Annotated in this window: 19 protein-coding genes; 5 read left to right on the top strand and 14 right to left on the bottom strand. The window is 41.5% G+C overall.

The window, feature by feature from the left end; translation table 11 throughout:
- Window positions 1-4: 4 nt before the first annotated feature.
- The 12 genes from QZ576_RS02535 to QZ576_RS02480 form a co-directional block, all read right to left on the bottom strand.
- Entirely contained in the window at window positions 5-1,843 is a 1,839-nt protein-coding gene (locus QZ576_RS02535; protein WP_297093824.1) for a glycoside hydrolase family 127 protein, read from the bottom strand.
- A gap of 97 nt (window positions 1,844-1,940) precedes the next feature.
- Window positions 1,941-3,098, bottom strand: coding sequence for an aldose epimerase family protein (locus QZ576_RS02530; RefSeq protein ID WP_297093823.1), 1,158 nt, complete (start codon window positions 3,096-3,098; stop codon window positions 1,941-1,943).
- 30 nt (window positions 3,099-3,128) lie between these two features.
- Window positions 3,129-4,223 (bottom strand): glycoside hydrolase family 43 protein, encoded by a 1,095-nt coding sequence (locus tag QZ576_RS02525; protein ID WP_297093822.1) that lies wholly within the window; start codon window positions 4,221-4,223, stop codon window positions 3,129-3,131.
- Window positions 4,224-4,249: 26 nt separating this feature from the next.
- Window positions 4,250-5,353: a cellulase family glycosylhydrolase gene (locus QZ576_RS02520; protein ID WP_297093821.1), complete on the bottom strand. Its 1,104-nt coding sequence runs from the start codon at window positions 5,351-5,353 to the stop codon at window positions 4,250-4,252.
- Between the two features lies 1 nt (window position 5,354).
- A complete protein-coding gene (locus QZ576_RS02515; RefSeq protein WP_297093820.1) occupies window positions 5,355-6,437 on the bottom strand; it encodes a glycoside hydrolase family 43 protein in 1,083 nt (360 codons plus the stop codon).
- A gap of 1 nt (window position 6,438) precedes the next feature.
- Window positions 6,439-7,371 carry a glycoside hydrolase family 43 protein gene (locus QZ576_RS02510; protein ID WP_297093819.1) on the bottom strand — a complete coding sequence of 311 codons (933 nt, stop codon included), beginning with the start codon at window positions 7,369-7,371 and terminating at the stop codon, window positions 6,439-6,441.
- A gap of 4 nt (window positions 7,372-7,375) precedes the next feature.
- Window positions 7,376-9,877, bottom strand: coding sequence for a glutaminase family protein (locus QZ576_RS02505; RefSeq protein ID WP_297093818.1), 2,502 nt, complete (start codon window positions 9,875-9,877; stop codon window positions 7,376-7,378).
- A 100-nt stretch (window positions 9,878-9,977) separates the two neighbouring features.
- Entirely contained in the window at window positions 9,978-10,664 is a 687-nt protein-coding gene (locus QZ576_RS02500) for a DUF3823 domain-containing protein (protein ID WP_297093817.1), read from the bottom strand.
- Between the two features lie 18 nt (window positions 10,665-10,682).
- The gene (locus tag QZ576_RS02495; RefSeq protein ID WP_297093816.1) at window positions 10,683-12,572 is read right to left on the bottom strand and encodes a RagB/SusD family nutrient uptake outer membrane protein; all 1,890 of its coding nucleotides are present in this window, start codon (window positions 12,570-12,572) and stop codon (window positions 10,683-10,685) included.
- An 18-nt stretch (window positions 12,573-12,590) separates the two neighbouring features.
- A complete protein-coding gene (locus QZ576_RS02490; RefSeq protein ID WP_297093815.1) occupies window positions 12,591-15,965 on the bottom strand; it encodes a TonB-dependent receptor in 3,375 nt (1,124 codons plus the stop codon).
- A 226-nt stretch (window positions 15,966-16,191) separates the two neighbouring features.
- Entirely contained in the window at window positions 16,192-17,172 is a 981-nt protein-coding gene (locus QZ576_RS02485) for a FecR family protein (RefSeq protein WP_297093814.1), read from the bottom strand.
- Window positions 17,173-17,303: 131 nt separating this feature from the next.
- Window positions 17,304-17,897 (bottom strand): RNA polymerase sigma-70 factor, encoded by a 594-nt coding sequence (locus QZ576_RS02480; protein ID WP_297093813.1) that lies wholly within the window; start codon window positions 17,895-17,897, stop codon window positions 17,304-17,306.
- Window positions 17,898-18,041: 144 nt separating this feature from the next.
- Between QZ576_RS02480 and QZ576_RS02475 the strand changes: the two genes are divergently transcribed.
- On the top strand, window positions 18,042-19,550 hold the full coding sequence (locus QZ576_RS02475; protein WP_297093812.1) for a glycoside hydrolase family 30 protein: 1,509 nt from the start codon (window positions 18,042-18,044) through the stop codon (window positions 19,548-19,550).
- 162 nt (window positions 19,551-19,712) lie between these two features.
- Here QZ576_RS02475 and QZ576_RS02470 read toward each other — a convergent pair whose 3' ends face one another.
- Window positions 19,713-20,165, bottom strand: coding sequence for a hypothetical protein (locus tag QZ576_RS02470; RefSeq protein WP_297093811.1), 453 nt, complete (start codon window positions 20,163-20,165; stop codon window positions 19,713-19,715).
- Window positions 20,166-20,456: 291 nt separating this feature from the next.
- On the opposite strand from QZ576_RS02470, the gene QZ576_RS02465 reads away from it, so the two are divergent.
- Window positions 20,457-21,122 (top strand): BON domain-containing protein, encoded by a 666-nt coding sequence (locus tag QZ576_RS02465; protein WP_297093810.1) that lies wholly within the window; start codon window positions 20,457-20,459, stop codon window positions 21,120-21,122.
- Window positions 21,123-21,300: 178 nt separating this feature from the next.
- Entirely contained in the window at window positions 21,301-21,750 is a 450-nt protein-coding gene (locus QZ576_RS02460) for a plastocyanin/azurin family copper-binding protein (RefSeq protein ID WP_297093809.1), read from the top strand.
- A gap of 56 nt (window positions 21,751-21,806) precedes the next feature.
- Here the strand turns inward: QZ576_RS02460 and QZ576_RS02455 are convergent, their stop codons facing one another.
- On the bottom strand, window positions 21,807-22,268 hold the full coding sequence (locus QZ576_RS02455; protein WP_297093808.1) for a hypothetical protein: 462 nt from the start codon (window positions 22,266-22,268) through the stop codon (window positions 21,807-21,809).
- A gap of 354 nt (window positions 22,269-22,622) precedes the next feature.
- Here QZ576_RS02455 and QZ576_RS02450 point away from each other — a divergent pair, with 354 nt between their 5' ends.
- Both QZ576_RS02450 and QZ576_RS02445 read left to right on the top strand, forming a co-directional pair.
- The gene (locus QZ576_RS02450) at window positions 22,623-22,952 is read left to right on the top strand and encodes a lipopolysaccharide assembly LapA domain-containing protein (protein WP_297093807.1); all 330 of its coding nucleotides are present in this window, start codon (window positions 22,623-22,625) and stop codon (window positions 22,950-22,952) included.
- A 241-nt stretch (window positions 22,953-23,193) separates the two neighbouring features.
- Window positions 23,194-23,409, top strand: a complete 216-nt coding sequence (locus QZ576_RS02445) for a hypothetical protein (protein WP_297093806.1) — start codon at window positions 23,194-23,196, stop codon at window positions 23,407-23,409.
- The last annotated feature ends 3 nt before the right edge of the window (window positions 23,410-23,412 follow it).

Below are 23,412 nucleotides of genomic sequence, written 5' to 3'. Positions count from 1 at the left end.
ACATTTATTCGTTATAATCAATCCACACCTTCATTTTCCCCGGATCGCGATTATCCCACGAGAAATAAGGTACAAAAGTTAATGCTTGACTATTTGTTACAGCTTTTACTGCCTTCATTCCTTTCAATTTTCTATCGGTATCGGAAATAGAAAAGGCTGTTGTTTCAGCAATTGCAACTTCGTCCAGATTAAGCTGTTTGTTGTCGGTTTGTTCCAGACAGTATACTAACGGACCACGTTGAACGGCTCTTTTTCCAATATTTTCTTCAACTTTGGGATGGGAAGCCACCAGTTCAACCGGCATCGCCATTTTCAGTCTAATTTTATCGCCTTTAGTCCAGGTACGAACCAGTTGCGCATACCCGTTTTTTTCCTGTTGACCACTTATTCGTTCATCGTTTACCCAAAGTTCGTATTGGTTACACCATCCGGGAATCCTCAGATTTAAAGCGAATGAAGCCGAAGACTCCGGATTTACCGTAAATTCCACTTCTCCCTCCCAGGGGTAATTTGTAGTTTGAACAAGGGTAAGCTTCTGCCCTCCCACTTCAAATTGAGCCTGACTTCCAATATACAGATTTACAAATACCTCTTCTTCAGATGTCAGGTAGATATAACTTCCCACCGAAGGAATAAAACGCGAAATATTGCTCGGGCAGCAAGCACATCCAAACCAACGCTGACGATGATGATCACCATCCGATTCCAATGGATTAACGTAGTAGAACAAATCGCCATCAAGCGACACTCCTGAAAGGACACCGTTATACATCGATCGTTCCATCACATCAATGTAGCCGGCATCTTTCGAAAACAGGTTCATGCGGTTATTCCACAATACCATTCCTATGGAAGCGCAGGTTTCGCAGTAAGCCGTTTTGTTGGGCAGATCGTAATCTTTCGAAAAGCCCTCGTTAGATCCTGAGCTGCCAATACCACCGGTAATGTACATATTTCGATCAACCACATCGTGCCAAACCCGCTCCAATGCGGAAACATATTCGGGCAGTTCTTTTTCTGCTGCAACATCAGCCATTCCGGTAAATAAATACATAGCCCGAACGGCGTGTCCTTTTATTTCACTAATCTCTGAAACCGGCACATCATCCTGGCAATAAGCTGCCCCCCAGTGTTCCTTATCCCAAATTTCGCCGTGTCCGTGCCCATGGCCTCTCTCTTCCAATAACCAATAAGCCAGATCGAGGTATTTTTTATCGTTTGTTTCGTGATAGAGTTTTACCAGTGCCAGTTCGATCTCCTGATGCCCGGCCACCCAATGTTTTTTGCCGGGGCCAAAATTTTCGTCCAGATAATCGGCAAAATTTATGGCAACATTCAAAAATGTTTCTTTACCGGTTGCTTTATGATGAGCTACGGCTGCTTCAATCATGTGTCCGCCACAATACATTTCGTGCTTTTCCATATCAGTCCACCTCTCATCAGGATGATTCAGGGTATAGAAAGTATTCAGGTAACCATCTTCTTGCTGCGCACCGGCAATCAGTTTGATCCAATTATCCAGCAAAGCTTCCCTTTCCGGATTTGGATTGTTAATCAGGGAATAGGCAATACCTTCCATCGCCTTGTAAACATCCGAATCATCAAAATAAATCCCCTCATGCTGTCCCTCCATAACTCCGGCAGCGCGGGCAAAGTTGTTAATGCGCTCGGTTGAGTCCTGCATTTGCGCAATACAGGTTTCGAGGGTAGTATTTGCATGAGAAGCTAATCGAGGAGCCCAAAAACTATCGTTAATTGTTACCTGATTAAAAGGTACAGGTTTTACCTGGTAATTTTGTGCGTCACCGGTTTTTACAAGTACTGCAATAAATAATACAGCCATTAAAAAGCGGCATATTTTAGTTGGTTTAAGCATGCTCAAATCGGTTAATGATTTATACGCAATTTACAATAAATAACTGCGCATCTACAATTTTTAGTTAATCCGTTATTACACTAAACTTATAAATACTCGTTGTTGAATAAGTCTCTCCCGGGTTTAAAATAATTGACGGAAAAGCAGACTGATTTGGCGAATCAGGAAAATGTTGTGTTTCCAATGCAAACGATTCACGAAAATCAAACGACTTTCCATATTTACCGGTATCCGCGCCATCCATAAAGTTTCCGCCATAAAACTGTATTCCCGGCTCTTTTGTGAAGACCTCCATTTTCCTTCCGCTTGCCGGTTCAACAACGGTTGCCGCCAAAGTCATTTTGCCAGCCTCTGCTTTATTGAGTGCAAAATTATGATCGTAGCCCAAACCATTTTGCAACTGTTCGTTTTCGCTTTGTAATGCCAAATCAGCACCAATGGCTTTTGCTTTTCTGAAATCGAATGGCGTTCCTTCAACCGAAACATTTTCTCCCAGCGGAATTAAAGTTGAATCTACTGCAGTAAACTTATCGGCATTGATCGTTAACAGGTGATCATTTATCGTTCCGTTAGCTTCTCCTTTTAAGTTGAAGAAAGCGTGATTGGTTAAATTCACCGGAGTACTTTGATCTGTAGTTGCTATGTATTCGATTTGCACTTCGTTTTCGGGTGTCAGCTGATAAGTAACTTCCACACTTAAATTTCCGGAGTAGCCCATTTCTCCATTTTTAGACAGATAACTGAGAACAATGGAAGTATCGTTAACCGATTTCACATCCCAAACCACATTATGAAATCCTCCGGGGCCGCCGTGTAAATGATTAGGATCGTTATTAATAGGCAAAGTATACTCAATATTATTTAAGGTGAATTTACCTTTTGCAATTCGGTTTCCTACACGACCGATCAATGCCCCGTGAAATACTTCGTTGGCATTCAGGTAGGCATCAATTGATGGAAAACCCAGCACAACATCAGCTGTCTCTCCATTTTTTCCGGGTACCAACAGACTTACGATGCGGCCTCCATAATTAGTTAAAGCCATTGTAAGATCTCCGTTTTTCAACTCGTACAAACCGGTTTCTTTTTCGTTAATGGTTGTTTTAAAATCGGATTCTTTTAACACTCCGCATATTAAATTTTCGGTATACTTTTTCGGATTGCAAGCCATTAAAAAACAGCCAAACAGCAGCACAGTTATAAATAGTTTTAATTGGTTCATTTTGTATGTTTTGATTTAGTTCTATTCAGATCATTTATCGTATTTGGTAGTAGGACCGTGCACAACAAGTTTCCCATCGGCGGTTATTTCCATCGGATCGATAAAAACAACACGTTCATCACCTGTTTCTGAAGTTCGTCCGTGATAAATACAAAGCATGGTTTTCCCATCAGGTGCCAGCGTTATTGAATTATGACCAGTACCGGTTACCACCCCGCCCTGTTCTACATTTTTCTGTAAAACAGGATTATTATCTGCCTTTTTAAAAGGCCCGAGTGGAGATTGAGAAGTTGCATAACCAACAGCATAATTCTTTCCGCCAAAATAGTTGGCAGAGTACATCATGTAATAGGTATCTTCATTTTTAATAATGTATGAACCTTCCGTCCAGCGGCGGTTTACCTCGCCTGAAGTTACCGAGCGGCTTTCCCATTCTGCTTGCTGATCATCCATTTTTACCGGAGGACGCAGCAATAATTTCGGCTCGCCGATTATTCCCGAAAAATCGTTTTCAATTTCAACGCCATATACCCAACTCTCTTCAATCTCGTCGAAAAGTCCTTGTTCGCGAGCCCAATCGGCCACTTCACTTTCAACTGGATTTTTGTAGCAACAACGTGAATAGTAGAGATATGTCTTTCCGTCTTCAAACCATAGGTTTCCATCAATTACCGGGTATCCCGGGTCAAAAATCGGGCGATCCATCAAATCGGAATATGGCCCGGTTGGATTATCGGCGACGGCGACTCCAATTCGGAAATTTTCTAATTCGTTGGTTGGATTTTCACGCCAATCGGCACTAAAAAGCAGATAAAACTTACCATCTTTTTCATACAACTCCGGAGCCCAAAAATTGGCAATATTCCACGAGTCGTTAGTGTTCCCCTGATAAATGCGGCCTTCGTCCTTCCAGTTTTGTAAATCGGTAGATGAATACATTTTAAAGCCGTCTTTTACTCCACCGGTTCCAATCATGTAATACATTCCGTCTGACGCTTTCAGAATATATGGATCGCCAAACTCTACCGGCAGCGGATTCTCAATTTTCAATACTGAACTTTGAGGTTGACATCCCTGAAGAAAAGAAATAATTACGATGAGGAACAAATAAAATCGCATGCTCATTACCACTGGTTTTAATGTTAGTAAAACTAATTTACGCCGCTTAAACTTTTAATTACATCAACCTCTTCCTGGCTGTAAGGAGTTCCATCAGGGTGGAAAATCTCGTGAAACCAAAGTGGCGGCTCCGATCCATCTGGAATTGGTTCGTCCCATGCATATTTTGTATTTGATTTTCCGGCAACCAATCCCCAGTTAATTGCACCAATATTTTCGTTGTGAAGAATTGGCATAATATTCTGGAAATAACTATTATTACGGCGTGCCATATATTCGGTACAAACCATTGGCAGGCCTCTTGTTTTTAAGGTGTCGATGGCAGCCTGATGTTGCTCAGGACCTTCGTAGTTATGGTAGGTGATAATATCAGAATTCTCCAACTGAAATTTATTCAAGTCGGTTAACGAAGCATTCCAAACACCTGCCGAAACCGGTTGTGATGGACGAATTTCCCAGGCCCAGTTAAACACGTTTTTCAGTAGTGGCATTGAACGCTTGCCGTAGCCTGAGTTGCCGGGTTCGTTGTATAAATCCCAAATGGCAATTCGCTTATCATCTTTAAACGTAGTTAGAACATCTTTTACATAGTTTTCCAAAACATTTACCAGATTCTCATCTTCGTAAAGCAAATCTCCCGGATCGCGCACCCAACCAGAGTTATGAACACCAGGTTTAGGATCCGGTTGTTTCCCTGCTTCGTAAGTGGCATTCCAGCAATCGTCGAAAAACACAAAAATGGTTTTTATTCCGTGGCTGTCAGCAATATCGAGATACTGATTCATGCGGTTTTTAAATCCTTCTTTATCAACCCCCCATGCTACATGGTGCAGGTAAACGCGCATGCAATTCAAGCCAATTTCTTCGGCCCACCCCAGTTCACGGTCAATGGTTTCAGGATCAAAAGTTTCAGCCTGCCAAACCTCCAATTGGTTAATTGAAGTACTCGGATTAAAGTTACTTCCGCGTAACCATCCGTTTTCTTCGGCCCAGGCATCAGCTTGTTCCTGTGTCCATTTCTTCGAAACAACTTCAGCTGTTTTTGCTTCGGTAGCTTCCTGTGTTTCTTTTTTCGATTGGCAGGCAACGCCCAAAACCAGCATGATCGCCAAAAGATAAATTCCTGTTCGTTTCATTTTATTCGTTTATTTGATTTTGTTCTATTTCTACTTCTCCCGATGGACGTTGTATCGCTTTGCCGGCTCTTACCGCTTCTCCAAGATCAGGAGTTCCATCGGCATTCCAATTAAATGGTTGCATTCGCACATCACGATCCCAACCGGGCTCCGTTGTTTTTTTCGAGTGGTAGATAATCCAGTCCTCCGTTTCATCGGGCGATTTTACAAACGAAACATGCCCAACACCATAAACCGAATTATTTCCTTCGAAAACGGGACCTGTTTTAATCCAGCTTTCAGGAGCGAGCGGATCGGCATCCGGATTTTTTAGCTGCAATATTCCCTGTCGGTATTCTTTCAACCAAGATTCACGACAGCTGTAAACGATAAATACCTGTTCATCATGTTTCAAAACCTGAGGACCTTCATTTAAATTGAGTGGGCCACCGGTTTCCCAGCTTTCTTCTGGCGAAGACAACAAAATCCGCTTTCCTTTCAAGGTGTATGGATTCTCCATTTCCTGAATAAAAAGGTGCTGCGATGTGGCATCAGTGTCCATTTGCTCCAGCCAACCCGACCATATCGCATACAGTTTCCCTTTATGTTCAAGCACTGTCATGTCAATAGCCCAAATGTTTTTCGTGATATCATCCGGATCGTCGCCCGTATTTAACATCCCCATGTCTTCATACTCGCTATAAACATTATCGTTTACCGAGCGCAAAACCCCTGTTCGCTGATGAATAAAAGGTGGTCCCGAAACGCCGGCAGCATAATAAACATACCAGTGTCCATCGATAAAATGAATCTCGGGCGCCCAAACACAGTTGCTGTTCCAACCCGATGCAGGTGCTTTCCAAATGTATTCCGCCTTATTTCTTTTGGTCATGAATTTGGAACTCGAAACTGCAATTCCGTTGTTAATAGAGAAACAGTAAATGTAATCGTCGCCCTGTTTTACCATCCACGGATCGGCACCATCCCAAACCGGGTTGGCAAAGGTTGTCTCTACCGAATCAGTTTCAGCGGGCGGGTTCTCGCTTTTCGCACAAGCGGTAAAAATTACCAGTAAAAAAAGTGTTATGTAAATCTTCAAATTCATTTTATTTCGTTTCCAGGGTTGGCGAAAGAACATCATCGCCAATTTTCATTACTTCTTCGCCATTGTCATTCTCAAAGTAAACGCTGCCGATGTGCATCAGGCGTGGATGAATTTTATTATCATCGTGATGCGAATGAAAAACAATCCGCAACTCCCCGTTCGCATCTCTGAACATGGCACTGTGCCCCACTCCTTTCAATCTGCCCGGTTTCTGTAAGATTGGATTTTGATCAGATTTTTGCCACGGCCCCATAATGTTTTTGGCAGTGGCAAATCCAACACCATACTTTGGACTCTCGAAATGATTCGCAGAATAACTCATGTAATAAATTCCATTGTGTTTTACAATGAATGAACCTTCGTTAACGCGTGCCATCTCCTTTTCCCAATCCTGCGAAACATGCAAACAGGATTTTATGGTTTCCTTTTTCAAGGTCGTTAAGTCATCTTCCAGCTCTGCAATCCAGATGGCATTTCCATCAGTAAATCGTACAAAAGAAAGATAGGCCTTTCCATCGTCGTCGATAAAAAGTGAATTATCGATACACTTCTCATCTTCAATCATCGGCTTTTTCACATCCTGTTTAAATGGCCCAAGCGGACTGTCAGCCGTGGCCACACATATGTGTTCATCAGCCGAAAAATACATGTAGAACTTATCCTTCACAAAATATACTTCCGGTGCCCAAAAACGTTGTTCGGCATACACATCGTCTTTGTGCAAAGCCAGACCGTTTCTCTCCTCAGCAGGTATTCTCCAGTTTTTCAAATCATCTGAAACATACACAGCAATACCATCAGGTGATTGCGTTCCATAAGCATAATAAGCACCTTCGTGATACAAAATGAATGGATCGCCTAGCGGAACCTGTGATTGGGCATTAGCTTGCAATGCCCAAATCACGAGTATAAATATGAAAAGCGTATTCTTCATTCGCCTATTCTTCCAACATTTTTATAAAATATCCGCCAACTACCGAGCGTGCCTGAAAGCCAACCTGTTTAGCATCGGGTGTTTCATACCAGTCACTCATTGGAACACGGTCAGGTGTTTCAGTTACAAAACCATACAACGGATCGATAAACTTTTCGAAAGTAGCCTTATCATCAGCCAACGTAGCTGTCCAAATAATCCAGTCTGATTTTGTATAAGTTCTGCGATTATCAAGCGGCAAGCCGTATTTGTTTTGTTTGGTAAGGTAATAAGCAATTTCTGTTTGAGCCACTTCTTCCGGGAAGATTCCCAAGTTCAGCAGTTTATCCCAAACCAAATTATACTTCTGGCTCCAGGTTCCCGGCTTGTCGAATGTCAAACGATAATGGTCGCCATCGTCGGCCATTTTTATCCATTCCTGCGCCATTTGTTTTGCTTCAGAAGTGTATTTCTCAGCAATATCGTTTTTCCCTAACATGGCTGCCAGTTTTCCGTATCCGGCAATTCCCATTATCGCTTTTGCCGACAAGTTTACGTTGTGTGCAAAGTGACCGGCAAAATCGTCGGTACACAATTGATTCTCCGGATCGAGACCATTTTCGAGCAGGTAATTTGCCCAAACTGTTAAAACATCCCAATGTTCGGCCGCATAGTCGGCATTTCCTTCTGTATCAGCAATCGCAGTGGCTAAAATGATCATGTTTCCGCATTCCTCAACAGGCATATCGCCACCATAGGTTTGTCCGTTAGCCAAAGGATAAGTACCTACATCGTGGGCTGCAAAAGGTTTCGTCCACTTGCCACTTTCGGAATAGTAGAAGATCGGATTCAACATTCCTTTTAGCAAATCAGGATTGTATTTCAGAAATAATGGTGCTGAAGGATAGGTAACATCAACCGTTCCGATAGAACCGTTGCTGAAGTTTTCTTTCGAAAGGAAAAGGATGTTTCCTTTTGTATCTTTTACCAGTTTATGTGCAGCAATGGATTGGCGGAATGCCAGCTCGCAAAGTTTGGCGTATTTTTCGCCACCTGCCTTAAATGCTTCAGAATAGATTTCCTTATCAAGTTTTGCACAGCGCGAAAGAATATTATCACGTTCAGCAACTGAAGCTTTTAAAGCATCTTCGATACTTACTGCTCCGTTTTTTGTCCACCAGGCTTTTAGGTTATCTCCAAAATACTGGATGGATTCAATGTCGTCGTAAGCCAGCATTACATAACCACTTTTTGACTGGTCGCTAACTTCCTGCAGGTTTTCAGTATAAATAAGCGCCGGCATCGACTGGCTCATTTTTGTAGTAAACTCATCAACACCACCTTCCGGTAATTCGTTGTTTGTAAATTGTTTTTTCGAAAGCAGGTAATCGCCAATACGAACTGCAGTTTCAGGTTTATCGGCAGTTACCAGGTAATGATACCCCCAGTCGATTCTCACATTGTCACCCTTTTTTTCTAAAACCGGCTGCTCTACAGTTCCGGCTTTTACCCAGCTAATATTTTGCTGAGCTCCGGTGGTTAAAATTACTTCCTGGCTTAAATCGTTTACAGCCCATTCGGGAGTGGTTTCGATATAAATCTGAACATCGTGTTTTTTGTTGTCGTTGGCCTCAATTTCGTAATTAATGTAATTTACCGGACGCGATAACAAATCAAGATCATCGGGTAATAAAGGTGACACGAATGAAAGTTCAAGATCGACCGGTCCGCATGTGAAATTATATTTTGTAGCTGTTGCTGTTATGTCAACACTATTTTGAATTGCAGCTGTTGCAAAAATTTCTTTTTCTTTCCGTTCCTGGATAATTCCAAAATCCACATAACCTCCGCCGGTGCGGTTATGGCAATGTGCTGCTATAACGTTTTCTTCACCAAGCTTTAATTTATTACGATCGAGTTTTAGCAGTACATTGTTGTGCCATTCGTATTCGGTTTTTACCAGCTGCTCACCATTCAGGTACAATTCAAAAATATCATCGTGCGAGTATATCAGGTAGATATCTTCAGCTCCCAATTCATCAGGCAATTGAAATGAGCGGCGCACCCAAATGTCCTTACTTTCCCACGATGTTGCCAAAGCCGGCATTCCTGAAGTACCAAAAGCACCTTTTCCTATTTTCCATGCAGAATCGTTAAAACCGGCTTTTTCCCAACCTTCCGCTGGTTGTTTTTCCGTATAACTACCTTCCCATTGTTCGTAATTCGCCATGGGCAAAATAACTTTCGGAGGAATAACTTCTTTTCCCAGGAAACGATAAACTTCGCCATCTACTTTCAGTGCACCAATTAATGAGTGAGTTTTTCCGGTCCAGTGAGTAACCGGAGCATCGAACAACTGATCGGCATTTGACCAGGCACTGGTGTATGGATCTATTGTAATAAGGGGATAAGACGGTGCCCTGAACGATTCTTTGTTAACGTTTTCGTTCACTTTTTCGGTTGGCGAACAGGCAATAAATAGTAAGGCAAGTATTGAAACAATACCGCAAAATTGTATTCTAAACATTGATTTCAGATTAAAATGAAAAATAGTTGGTTTAAATAAAAAAGGCTGTCAATGAAGTTATCCCGGCACAATCACCGGGACAACCTCAACAGATAGTTGGTTATAGATCTATTCTTTGTACCGACGAGAAGATCATATCTTCACGTCCGGCAACTTTTAATCCCACACGGGCATACACATAATTTTGTGTTGGTGTAATTTCAGGAACTGCAACCGACATACTGATAGAGTTTGCATCAGCGATGTCGCCGCCACCGATTTCGGTGCTGGCAATATTTGTTCTGAAATCAACAAACTGACTCTTGTTTACGTATAGATTTACGCGCTCAATATCTCGGGCATCAGCATCAGTAATGATTTTTTCGGCCTGGAAAGTAGCTGTTACATTTCCGCCTGAAGCCGAAAACTGTGCATTACGAATCATATAATATGGCTCCACTTCGATGTCCATATTCTGATCGCCGTTCAAATTAACATCAAGCGTATCTGCTCCAACAGTACGAAACGGGCCTTGTCCGTCAGGAAAAACCAGTTTGTAACTGCCGTTAAACAACAGTGCTGAATAAGTTCCGTCCTGATCAATAACAACATTTATAGGATACGACAATTCCCATCCCGGCTCCCAAAGCTGGAAGTTTACATCGTTGTAGCTTACATTAATCGGCTCGCCGTTGTATACAATAGTTCCTTTCAGGAATGATTCCGGTTCGTCGTAATTATCCCAGTCGCACGATGCGAAAATCGCAGTAGCAACAAGTAATGTGAATATAAATTTTAACTTCTTCATTGTATTCTCCTTTAAAGGTTATTGATTAGGGTTCTTAACAATTTGCGGATTGTTATTTCTGATATCGTCGTTAATGAACGAATAGTAGTTACCTAAGCGGAAACGATCGGCACCGGTTACCTGACCCGGCAACACTTGTTTAAAGATCCATTTACCATCGTTCGCACTTCCCGGTTCGTGGTATTTGTATGGCCACAAACCAAATACGCGTGTGCTAACCTCATCTGCTTTCCATGGCTGATCAGTTAAATCAGCTTGCTCGCCATTGAAAACGATATGCGCCAAACGCCAGCGTTTCATGTCCCAAAGTTGGTGACCTTCAAAGGCCAACTCCACTCTGCGCTCGTGTACAATACGATCGAAAGTAATATCGTCGGCAGTTAAATCAGTTGTAAACCCTGCGCGACTGCGAACGGTGTTCATGTAACCGGCAGCTTCGCCTGCATTACCCAATTCAAAAGCAGCCTCGGCAGCAATAAGGTAAGTTTCTGCTAAACGGTAACGTACCCACCATCTGTCGGATTTCAAACCACGCTGACCGGAACCGGTGTTCACATCCATATGCTTGCGTACGTAAAAACCACTTTGTGCACTGAACTCGCGTCCGTCGATTGGTCCGTCGAAACCAACAACCTGCACAGGAGTTTCTGAACCCGGCAATACTTTGCGCTGACCAAACTCATCGCCTGTAACAATACTTCCGTCAGCCAATTGATAACCGGCCCAGATATCAAGGTCTTTACCTTTGAATTTCGATCCGGGAAGAATTACCGTTCCTGCTAAACGAGCATCGCGGCCTGCAAACATATCAATCGGATCGTCGAAGAAAATATAATCACCTTCTTCAGTAGTTGTTTGGAAAGTAGCAAAACTATTATCCAACATTTCGAACGACTGAACCAAATTCAAAGAAGGATTGGTACGACCACCTTCCAAATCTTCGGCACCCGACCAGGGTTGGTTCCAAAGTGTCCAGTTATTTGCTCTACCATCGTTACGCTCGCTCTGTACATAGTCGCGCACAAAAATTACTTCCGGGTTATTTGCTTTATCAATAAATATATTGGCGAAGTTTTCCGACAAGTCTTCTTTTTTATTGTAAAGCGAATAGGTTCCACTATTGATCAACTCTTTGGCAGCAGTTAAAGCCTGGTTGTAATAACCATTGGCAAGGCCTGCATCGATACCCACTTCGCCACCAGGCAAACTTACGTTTGGAGTAGTTGCACCATATTTTGCAATTGATGCAGCATAAATTGCAACACGTGCTTTCATAGCCAATGCTAAACCTTGTGTAGCACGGCTTTTAACATTTACATCGTTTGGAAGATCACCTTTAATAGCATCCAGTTCGCTAAGAACAAAATCGTAAACTTCAGCCTCTTTTGCACGCGGATGTTGCAAATAAGATGCATCGCCGCTAAAATCATATTCCATTGGTTCCAGAATTAGCGGAACACCCCCCATACGTTTTACCAGTTCGAAATAAGCATTGGCTCTAAGGAAACGTCCTTCAGCAATAAAACGTGCTTTTACTGCAGGATCAAGTTCACTTGTCAAATCCGAGTCAGCTTTTTGAATAAACAAGTTGATCTCACGGATATAACCATAGTTCCAAAGACTCCATTCGCCATATCCCCAGTCGTTGTTTTTATGACGCCAGTAATCGCCAAAGTTTGAGGCAAAAGCTTCGTCGAAATCGGCAAAGTTCCACCATCCCTGAGCAGATTGGTACTCCGGAATTCTAAAATAAAGGTCACTTACTACCGATAAAATCAGTGCTTGATCTCCCCACACCTGATCATCCAAAAGAATGTCAGTTGGCTCCCTATCAAGGAAGTCTTCATCGTTACAGCCCCAGCTAAAGGCCAGTAGAATTATCAGTATATATAATATCTTATTTTTCATGTCAATTCAGTTTTAAGTTTAGAATGAAAGATTTACACCCACATTTACCATACTGTTTTGCGGATACTGTAATCCGTTCTGATCCATAATCTCCGGTTCAACACCTAAGCTCTTCACGTTATCCAACGAGAATAGGTTGTATGTATTTACATATAGTCGGCAACGTTGCATTCCAACTTTTGCAATCAGTTTTTCAGGTAATGTATAACCAATTTCAAACGTACGCAGTCTTATGTACCTTGCATTAGTAAGCCAGAAAGTTGATTGTTTATTGTAGTTATTATGCCATCCTGTATTGAAACGCAAAGCAGGATAACGTCCGGGTACCCAGGCACTGTTCAGATCGTACGGATCTTCGCGATGCCAGCGGTCATCGTAGAATTGTTTTAACAAGTTACCGGTATTTTGGTAAGGCCAACGCATTTCCCAATCCTGGTTGTATGAGTACACTGATCCACCAGAGAAGTCAGCTCTCATATCAAATCCTTTGTACTGAGCGCTTAGGTTGATACCAAAGTTTACAATCGGGTTACGGTCTCTTGGGAAACCGATCGGACGTTCATCCAAACCATTGATAACACCATCTTCGTTAACGTCTTTGTAAATCAAATCGCCAGGAAGCATATCGCGGTTGCCAACTCCGTCGTTGTTTACCGCCCAGCTGTTAATTTGCTCGAACGACTCGAACTGTCCAATAACCTCATATCCCCAGAAAGTTCCTGTCCAGCGATCTTCCTGCGAATTACGGTAGTGATCCCACGAGTTACCAAAACGTGGTTTGTACGATTCGAGGAATTTATTTCTTGCATACGAAACATTACCGCCTACTGAATAATGGAAATCGCCAACATTGCCATCGTAAGCAATCGACATTTCACCACCCATTGTAGCATCGCTGTTTACGTTTTCATCCGGAAGGCCGTAACCCAACTCGTTTGGCACCAGAATATCGTATTTTCTACCACGCAAACCATCACGTTTACGGTGGAAATAATCAACCGTACCACTCAGCTTGCCATTGTATAACGACCAGTCGGCACCAATATCCAATATTCTACTGGTATACCACGAAATAGATGTGATTGGTACACCACGGTCGCGGGCTCCTGTAATAATTTCGCGATCCATTACAACTGCCTGAGATGCATAATTGTAACCGGTTAAATAATCAAAATCACCAATGCCTACATTATCATCACCCAACTCACCATACGATCCACGTATTTTCAGGTTAAATGAGCTTTCGCCCAACAATGCTTTAGCAAAATTCTCTTCGGTAATTCTCCAACCTCCCGAAACCGACGGGAAGAATCCCCAACGATTGCTTGATACAAATTTCCATGAAGCATCATACCTACTCGCGAATTCGAAATAGTATTTATTGGCATAGTTGTAATTAAAACGACCAATGTAACCAATACGTGCACTTTCGTAATCTCTGTCGTCGTAAGTATCCATATCAGGAAACTGAATAAGCGGAAGTGCGTTGGTTTTTGGCACGGCATGAACCCAAACATCTAAATCGCGACGCTCGATACGCTCGTTTGCAACGGTTGCTGCAATGTTATGATCGCCAAATGATTTCACGTAATCCAACTGACCGATCAGTACATTCTCAAATTGTTTGTGTGTACCACGCTCGCGCCATGGATTCATCATCGAGAAAGTTACTTTGTACTCATCGGTTTCAGGGAAATACGAATAAGCTTCGTAAGTGTATTCATGACCGTTCATAATGCGGTCTTTAATAAAGTACGAATAGGTTCCTTTAAAGGTCAATCCGTCGATTGGAATGTCGTACTCTGCCACGAAGTTCATTTGAAGCGCACGCCAGTCTTCTGTCCAGTAACCAGAGTTTTCTTTCGTTAACAATCCCCAGTTTTCAGCCATGTGACCGATGTTGTTTATATATTCCGGATTATCGTTGGCATAAGGTCTTTCGGTAGGACGGTTGCGGAACAAAGCAAAACGTGGTGCCCAGTAATCGTCGCCACCCGGAACACCAGGATTATCGCGTGTTTCGATGTTTCCGTTTATTGAAACACCAACTTTAAAACGGTCGGTAATTTGAGCATCAAGGTTCGATTGGAAATTGGTACGTCCGAATGTAAATTCGCGACCTAAAACAGAAGACTGATCCAAACGTGTTAACGACAAATAGTAGTTAATCTTATCCGATCCTCCTGAAGTACTAACGTTTACCGACGATTGCGGCGCATTAGGCTGAATGATAAAATCGTACCAGTCGAAACTTCTGTAACCGGTTTCGGTACCTGCCTGCCATTTATCCAATTCTTCACGGGTAATGTTGGTATGTCCGTCAAGGTTCATTTCAGAGTAAGCTTTTCCAAGCATCCACTCGTAAGCCCCAACAGTTTCAGGGAAACGCGACCAGTTTTGCCAACCGGTATAAGCGTTTACATTAATTGTATTTTTTGTTCCTTTTTTACCGCGTTTGGTAGTTACTACAACTACACCGTTTGCTGCACGAACACCATAAATTGCTGCCGATGCATCTTTCAGTACACTAATACTTTCAATATCGTTTGGCGAAAGGTTATTAAAGTGACCTGCATCTTTCTGAATTCCGTCGATTACATAAAGTGGATCGCCCATGTTACGAATTTGGATGGTAGCATGTGCACCCGGACGTCCGTCGGGCATACGGAAAGAAACACCGGCAATTTTACCCGCCAGTGCAGAACCAACGGTCGCTGCAGGTACCTGCTCGATATCGCTTGCCGAAACACCGGAAATTGCGCCTGTTAACGACTCTTTCTTTTGCGTACCGTAACCAATAGCAATTACTTCCTGCAAACCAATAGTTGATTCGCTCAATGCAACATCAACAGTAGTTTGGTTGCCTAACTCGATCTCCTGAGTTTCCATTCCGATGAAAGAAAAAACAAGAATAGCTCCGGGTTTTACATTCGACAACGAGTATGTACCATCAATCTGTGTAACCGTACCTTTTGTGGTTCCTTTAACCACAACGGTTACTCCCGGCAAAGGCTCACCACTTCGGCTGGTAACTGTACCTGTAATCCCATTCTGCTGAGCAGCATTGGCAATTCCGGTAGCAGGATTATATACTTCTGAATGTTTGACAATAATGTGTCGGTCCATTAATTCGTAGGTATACTCTGTTCCGGCAAAAACTTCCGACAGAATATCTACGATATTGGAATTCGTTTGAGTGATCGATACTCTTTTCGACAGATCAATTTCGTCACTGTCATAAAAAAAGCGGAATTCACTGGTTTTTTCAATTTGTTCAAATAGTTCAGCTAGTCTGGCATTTTTCATGTCCAATGTTAACTTCGTTGATTGGGCATAGGTGGAGGCCGAAACTTGCACAAATGCAATCACTACAAGCAAACATGTGATCTTCATAATTCTTAATAGTTTTTTGAAATGGGGCATACAACTCTCCCCATTGCAAATGTTAGTTTTTTTCATACATTTAACGTGTTAAAGTTCGATAATTGAGCCGATTGGCTTATTTATTGATTCTCAGAAGGAAACATTAGGCGTGTTTCCTGACAGACGGGAAGTGCGGCCAGGCATTTCCCGTTTTTAGTTCATAAATTTGGTTCCCTACATACGCTTTTGGTTTTAGTTATTTGTCGATATAAATTTTTCCACTGTCAAAATAGTATTCGAAAGGTTTTCCCGAAGCACTTTTAAATACCTCCATCAGTGTGTAAATATTGTCGTCTACGCTTAAGGTTCCGGTAAAAGTGCGCGTTTTAAGTTCTTCGTCGTTAAAAATGATTTCAACGTTATAGATACGTGCAATTTTTGTTGCCAGCGAATCAAAAGTTTCATTCCGGAAACGATAAGTTCCTTTTTGCCAGTAATCATGAAAACCATCCGGGATGATTGATTCATAAACCTTCCCGGAGGTTTTGTCATAAACTAAACTATGCATAGGTTTTACCATAAAAGACTTGTAACTCTCTTCGGTAGCACCAGAATGAATATCAAATTGAATTTTTCCTGAGACCAGTTCCGCTTTTACCTCTTCATCTTCGGGGTATGCCACCACAGCAAATTTTGTCCCTAAAACTTTTATGCGGTGTTGCCCCACGTTTACAATAAAGGGGTGATCTTCGTCGTGTGTTACTTCAAAAAAACCTTCTCCTTCCAGATGTACATCTCTAAAGTCGCCAACAAAACTTTCGGGGTAAACCAGCTTTGTTCCATTACTCAGCCAAACTTTCGATCCGTCGGGTAACACCACAGAGGTGCGGTTTCCTTTAGGTACAAAAACCTCGTTCATGGCAATTTCATTATTGAAATCGGCATACTGAACAAGATAACCTGCTGAAACGGCCAGAATTATAATTGCCGCGTATTTTGCAATATTCAGTAGAACTGAATTACCGTGGCCTTTAACACCTCGTTTTACTGCACTAAAACCTTTGTTAATGGTTTCTTCGTCCATTTCATTTCCGGTTTGCAGCATCGCCCAAAGTGTTTTATAACGGATATACTCTTTGGTATTCTCCCCCGATTCATTTATATAATCTAAAAGCTCTTCCGAATCTTTTAGCGACTTACTCTCTGTGATTTTATGTATTAGTTTTTCCGAATCCATTTTTCGTATGTTACTGATATAATGACCAACCAGGCAATTACCCTAGCTTAAAATTTTATTTTTTTGAAATTTCCTGACAAACACCAACATAAACCACTGAATATCTGAGCATTGTGCAGATATTTTTTTTTTTACTGATTTATATTAAAAAGCAGCCAGGCGACTAAAGGGAGATAATCTTTGAGCGAAACCCGAAGTGTTTTCAGGGCTTTGGTGATCTGTGCTTCAACCGATTTTACTGAAATATTTAAGGCTTCGGCTACCTCTTTGTTTTTCTTGCCTTCCATGCGGCTTAAAACAAAAATTTCTCGACAACGATCAGGTAGCTCCGAAAGTGTTTTTTCAATAATCGATTCTATTTCCTGAAAAGTAACGGTAGACGTATCGAGGCCCGATAAAGCTTCGGTGTAAATACTGTTTTGTTTCTGAAAAGCTGCCTCTGATTTGTACTTTTTCTTCACCTTTTCGTGACGCAAAAACATCAGACAGTTGTTTTTTACGTTGGTGTACAAATAGCTTTGCAGCTGCGATTCGTTGATGAACTGTGGCTTTTTATCCCACATGGAAATAAAGGCATCCTGAACCAGGTTTTTAGCTTCACTATCGGGAACAAATTCTTTGGCAAAATACACTAAACGGGGATAGTACAATTTAAAAACTACTTCAAAAGCAGCCTCTTGGTGGTTATTCAAAAGTTGTAGTATCTCATTAGTTAGCGCTTTCATCAGTTAGTTAAATTGAATTTGCAATGATAAACAAAAAAAACAGAAAAGCATTTCGTGATGTTCGTGAGGATTAGCGATTTCTTACCTAACCGAGATTAAAACGCCTGAAAATAATTTGTATTTTGGCAAATCAAAATAAACCAAATGAAGAACTTAACCATCGTAATTTTTAGCCTCCTTTTATTTTCAGCCTGCAACAAAACAACTCCGGTTGATTGGGTAAGTACAACACCCACCACTCAGTGGAAAACTTCACAAATAGAAACAACAACTTCTGCCGAAAATACCAGTGCCGAAGTTTATCTCGAAAAAACACAACAAGAGATTGTAGGTTTTGGCAGCTGTTTTAACGAATTGGGTTGGACATCGCTAAATGAGTTAAGCGACGCTGATCGCGAGTCGATAATGAACGAGCTTTTTTCGCCTGGTTTTGGAGCCAATTTTTCCATTTGCCGTATGCCGGTTGCTGCTAACGATTTTGCCTTAAACTGGTATTCGTACAACGAAACCGATAGCGATTTTGCCATGGAAAATTTTTCGATAGAAAACGATAAAAACACACTGATTCCTTTTATCAAAAACGCCAAACAATACAATCCCGATATTAAGATTTGGGCATCGCCTTGGAGCCCTCCATCGTGGATGAAATACAATAAACATTATGCCAGCACCTCATCGCAGCGTATGGCCAACATGGCTGAAATGTATGCCAAACAACGCCAAGCACAAGGCGACACCGCAGCTTTGAGTGGCTTTTTTGCCAATGTCGGCAATCCCTTATATCAGAACGATCTGCCGATCGACCGCGAAGGAAAAGAAGGTACCGATATGTTTATCCAGGAAGATAAGTACCTGGAAGCTTACGCGCTTTACTTCTCAAAATTTATTCAAGGTTATAAAAACGAAGGCATTGATATTTTTGCGGTAATGCCACAAAACGAATTTAACTCGGCACAAATATTTCCGAGCTGCTGCTGGACGGCTGCCGGTTTGTCCAATTTTATCGGTTCGTATTTAGGACCGTCCATGAATGAATTGGGAGTTGATGTGTATTTTGGGACAATGGAGCGCCCAAACGAAGCGCTGGTTGACACGATTCTACAAGATCCGGAATCGTCAAAATATGTAAAAGGAGTAGGTTTTCAGTGGGCCGGAAAAGATGCACTGCCGGGTTTAAACAAACGTTATCCTGATTTGGCGATGTTCCAAACGGAGCAGGAATGTGGCGACGGTAAAAACGATTGGGGCGGAGCCATGCATTCGTGGGATTTGATGAAGCATTACCTGAACAATGGTGTTTCGGTTTACGAATACTGGAACACTTCGTTGCTGGAAGGTGGTGTAAGCCGCTGGGGATGGGAACAAAACTCGTTGGTGGTAGTCGACTCGGAAAATAAAAGTTATCGCTATTCGTACGAATACTACATATTAAAACACGCCAGCCACTATGTTTTGCCGGGAGCAGTAAAACTTGAAACGGGCGGCGATTACAACGACCTTTTGGCATTTAAAAATCCTGACGGTTCTGTAATTGTAATTGCAGGAAACCAGGATGAAGCGAGTAAAACGGTAAACATCAAAATTGGGGATTCGTTTATTTCACCTGTTTTGCCTGCAACATCGTTGAATACATTTAAAATAGCGGCTCGCTAATAACCTTTGTCCGAATTGAGTGCTGTTTCCAGAAAGTTAAAGTGCAAATTATTAACCCCCTAAATCCCCCGAAGGGGGACATTTCCTCCCCTTTGGGGAGGTTAGGTGGGGTCTAAAACATTCATCTCAGTTGGTAATATTAGGAATCATTAATGTTCTTTTTTACAGTCCCGGGAACAAATAAAACACAGCAATACATACGATGGTTATGGTTGATACACCAACCGGAAACCAAACCGGGGCAATCCACGGGCGCGGGATTAGAAATAACACATCGATGGTGGTAAGCCGTGGCGGCCATTTTATTACCACATACAACGATACGTAATAAAACAAATCCCAGAAAGCAAAGGTCCACAAAAAAACCATTGCCTTATCCAGCCAGGAAGTACCGACCAGCAATGCCAGTGTAACCAGCATAACAATGGTGGCAGCTTCGCGAGTCATTTCAATTTTTATGGTGCGTTTCGGAATCTGTTCCAGCAATTCTTTGTTTCCCGCTTCCGTTTCTGAATCCAGCAATCCGATGGCTTTTCGCAGATAAACTACAACCACCCCCTCGAAGTGCGCCATGGCAATTCCAAAAACGGCAAGCAATAAATATTGTGTAAGCATAACAAGTCGGTTTTTAGTTCTAATTAAGTTACGAATATCAGCCGTGAATCACAATGCTGACTAATGCGAAAAACACACTTTATATAATTCCACATCCTGTTGAAATATTACACACTTAGCGGCCAATCTTTCCACAATCTTTCCGACGAGCGAATTCTTGCCCAAGAACAAAGCGGCCACAAACTGCTGTCTACAGGCGGTTTAACTACTCAAAAAATATACTTCCTCAAATCACCTGCTTGGTACAGATATCGCACACATTTATATGCAAAACAGAAAAACAGATATATTATGAAACCATTACCAGAAGAAATTATTAAAAAGAACATCATCGACCGGTTAACGAATAACGATGCAGTGAATATCAACAACATATTTGTAAGTATTACCGATGGCGTAGTTCATCTGCAGGGGCACGTGCCCAGTTTCAGTGCAAAAATTGAAGCACTCCGCGATGCCACTGAAGTAGCCAAAGATTTTAACGTGGTAAACGATCTGCAGGTAAATTTTCAACCCAATCAGCCGGCCGTTTCCGACAATGAGATCAGAGACAATATTCAACAATATTTTAAATGGCAAAAAAGCATCAATCCGAGGAATGTTGTGGTGGAGGTTAACAAGGGTCAGGTAGTGTTATCGGGGCACGTATCGAACGAAAGCGAGAGCATTGCTGCCGAAAAGATTGTAAGCTCTACCAAGGGAGTCATCGATTTGGACAATCGTTTACAGGTAAATCCGAAAATGATAAGCAACGACCAGCACATTCAGCAGGCGCTAAAAGATGCTTTTGAAAAAAGTGCCCTGATCGACGAGAACAAAATTATTACAGAGGTGGAGAAAGGTACCGTTTACATTTCGGGATGTGTGGCCAACGATCCCATCAGAAAAGAAATTGAGGACCAGGCCTTGCACACCAAAGGTGTAAACGAGGTGGTGAACGAAATCACCGTGGGATAAAACCGCCTGTCCCCCACCAAAACAAGTAAAATTATAACGATATGAAACGAACATGAAATTTTTCATTCAAAAGTTACACAAACAAGAATGAATAAATTTTATGTGAGAGCGACGGATGGAGCGGTTCCATCTGTCAAATTAGAATTTTTAAATCATAAAAAAATTAAAATTTATACAGATGAAACTACTAAAAAAACTTGCTCCGGTTTTGCTGTTACTACTTTTTGCAGCAAACACCTGGGCACAACGAGAGATTAAAATTGAAGGCCACGACAATCTGCGCTTTACGGTTGAAACGATTAAAGCATCGCCCGGAGAGCAGCTGAAAATTACGCTGACCACAGTTAGTAACATCAATGATAAAAGCATGATGGCACATAACTGGGTGCTGCTAAAGAAAGGCACCGATGGGATGAACTTTGTAAACAAAGGACTTCAGCACGAAGACAATGATTTTATCGATCCGGCACTTGAAAGTAAAGTAATTGCCGAAACAAAAATGCTGGGCGACGGAGAAACAGATTCAATCGTTTTTAATGTGCCCGAAGAAAAAGGAACTTACGAATATGTTTGTACGTTCAGGGCACACTACCAGGCCGGAATGAAAGGGAAACTAATTGTTGAGTAAAACAAAAAGCCCCGACAACTTTAAAGTTGCCGGGGCTTTTTTCATTTTCTTACTTTTTACATATTATCTTCAAAGAATGCTTCAACACTTTTCTTAAAATTTTCGGTATCGTATTGTAGCTCTTCCTTAAATTCGTCCCAGGTTTGTTCTCCCTGATCCTTAATTTCGTCGACCCGAGTGGTTAATGAGTCGCTTTTAACTTTTAGCTCTTCAACCAACTCTTCCGTCTCGGAATTTACCTGCTTGGTACCTTTTCTTAACTCATCTTCGTAATCATAAAGCTTTTCGTTAAATTCGGTAATCGCAGAGTCAACTTCCATTTTTAACTCCTCTTTATCCTTTTCCAGAATAGCATTAACATCCTGTTTTACTTCCTGCAGATCTTCGGCCAATTCTTCTTTATTGTCGTTTTGTTTATTCGAAGAATTACACGACAAAATAGTGGCAGAAAGTAATAGGATAAAAATCAAGTTCATCTGTTTTGTAAATGCTTTCATTGCGATGTTTTTCATTTTCATGTTACTTGTTTTTAATTCAACAGTAGGATATTATGAAAATACTATGCCATGCGCCAGCAACTGGTAAATCCCCTGCAAACACGCTGTTTAAAGTGAATTTTTTCCACACTATTCTATAAAATTCTACAACCGAAAACTTCTACGTTAAAAAGCTCCAATGTGCCAACTGGCAATTAAAAGCCTGTATTTACCCACTTTCTGTTGAAGAAGGCTTGAAATGGATGTCCGGGCACGCATATTGCCTTATAAACAATGTAAAAGACAAAGGATATTCACTGAAAGCGAACAATGTTTTCGTCCCATCCAATCTCCACACGATGCAGATTTGAGAATTATGAATCAAAATATATAGCCATGCAAAAAACATTTATAGGAATATTACTCGTTATACTGGGCGTTGTTTTGTTCGCGCTGAACAACTCGTCGGTGGTTTCGATTAATTTCTGGAAATGGGGAATCGAATCCAATTTGTCGCTGGTGATAATTATTGCCGTTACGTTTGGCGCCATAACCAGTTTTATATTGTCGCTACCCTATCGTGCAAAAAAGAATCACGAAATTAAAAACAGAGACAAAACAATTAAAGGATTGGAAAGTCAGATTCGTCAACTGGAATATAAAATCAAATATGCTGTTGACGAAAAAAACAAGGAGCAAAAAGTACCAAACGAGATGGCAGATTAAACACGTCTTTAGTCGGGATTTCGGGTGCTTCAAGATCCTTGAAAATCGTGCTATTTTTCCGCAGAGTGTGACATCTTTCCACACTAATCAGTAGGCTGTTTATTTTCAAATTCAGTATGCAACTCCGCATAATTAGCGGCATATCGGAAACTCAGAACGGAAATAAAATTATACATACAGATAGTGCTTCGTGGCACGTTTCTGGCCAACTTAAAGCTGTAACAAATTAAAATTTATACAGATGAAAACAAACAATTCAATAAAAAACAACTGGTCGTTTATTAAACTCGGGTTAAAAGAAAAATACCCGCAATTATCAAACGAGGAGCTTACTTATGTTGAGGGTTATGAGAATGAATTCCTGCATCATCTGGAGCTGAAACTGGGAATGAACCGAGAGCAATTAACAACAATTCTTTACAGCCTCATTCCGAGCAAAAGCACCGAGAACGCTTAAAAG

Source organism: uncultured Draconibacterium sp. (assembly GCF_913060805.1).
In the GTDB taxonomy this organism is placed as follows: domain Bacteria; phylum Bacteroidota; class Bacteroidia; order Bacteroidales; family Prolixibacteraceae; genus Draconibacterium.
The sequence above is the reverse complement of the archived record's forward strand: the minus strand, read 5'-3'. Positions and strand labels throughout refer to the sequence as shown.

Coding starts and splice junctions, on each gene's coding strand:
- QZ576_RS02505 (WP_297093818.1), bottom strand. CDS start 9,877: ATGTTTAGAATACAATTTTGCGGTATTGTTTCAATACTTGCCTTACTA.
- QZ576_RS02480 (WP_297093813.1), bottom strand. CDS start 17,897: ATGAAAGCGCTAACTAATGAGATACTACAACTTTTGAATAACCACCAA.
- QZ576_RS02520 (WP_297093821.1), bottom strand. CDS start 5,353: ATGAAACGAACAGGAATTTATCTTTTGGCGATCATGCTGGTTTTGGGC.
- QZ576_RS02445 (WP_297093806.1), top strand. CDS start 23,194: ATGAAAACAAACAATTCAATAAAAAACAACTGGTCGTTTATTAAACTC.
- QZ576_RS02530 (WP_297093823.1), bottom strand. CDS start 3,098: ATGAACCAATTAAAACTATTTATAACTGTGCTGCTGTTTGGCTGTTTT.
- QZ576_RS02495 (WP_297093816.1), bottom strand. CDS start 12,572: ATGAAAAATAAGATATTATATATACTGATAATTCTACTGGCCTTTAGC.
- QZ576_RS02510 (WP_297093819.1), bottom strand. CDS start 7,371: ATGAAGAATACGCTTTTCATATTTATACTCGTGATTTGGGCATTGCAA.
- QZ576_RS02485 (WP_297093814.1), bottom strand. CDS start 17,172: ATGGATTCGGAAAAACTAATACATAAAATCACAGAGAGTAAGTCGCTA.
- QZ576_RS02490 (WP_297093815.1), bottom strand. CDS start 15,965: ATGAAGATCACATGTTTGCTTGTAGTGATTGCATTTGTGCAAGTTTCG.
- QZ576_RS02525 (WP_297093822.1), bottom strand. CDS start 4,223: ATGAGCATGCGATTTTATTTGTTCCTCATCGTAATTATTTCTTTTCTT.
- QZ576_RS02455 (WP_297093808.1), bottom strand. CDS start 22,268: ATGAAAATGAAAAACATCGCAATGAAAGCATTTACAAAACAGATGAAC.
- QZ576_RS02450 (WP_297093807.1), top strand. CDS start 22,623: ATGCAAAAAACATTTATAGGAATATTACTCGTTATACTGGGCGTTGTT.
- QZ576_RS02460 (WP_297093809.1), top strand. CDS start 21,301: ATGAAACTACTAAAAAAACTTGCTCCGGTTTTGCTGTTACTACTTTTT.
- QZ576_RS02470 (WP_297093811.1), bottom strand. CDS start 20,165: ATGCTTACACAATATTTATTGCTTGCCGTTTTTGGAATTGCCATGGCG.
- QZ576_RS02535 (WP_297093824.1), bottom strand. CDS start 1,843: ATGGCTGTATTATTTATTGCAGTACTTGTAAAAACCGGTGACGCACAA.
- QZ576_RS02465 (WP_297093810.1), top strand. CDS start 20,457: ATGAAACCATTACCAGAAGAAATTATTAAAAAGAACATCATCGACCGG.
- QZ576_RS02515 (WP_297093820.1), bottom strand. CDS start 6,437: ATGAATTTGAAGATTTACATAACACTTTTTTTACTGGTAATTTTTACC.
- QZ576_RS02475 (WP_297093812.1), top strand. CDS start 18,042: ATGAAGAACTTAACCATCGTAATTTTTAGCCTCCTTTTATTTTCAGCC.
- QZ576_RS02500 (WP_297093817.1), bottom strand. CDS start 10,664: ATGAAGAAGTTAAAATTTATATTCACATTACTTGTTGCTACTGCGATT.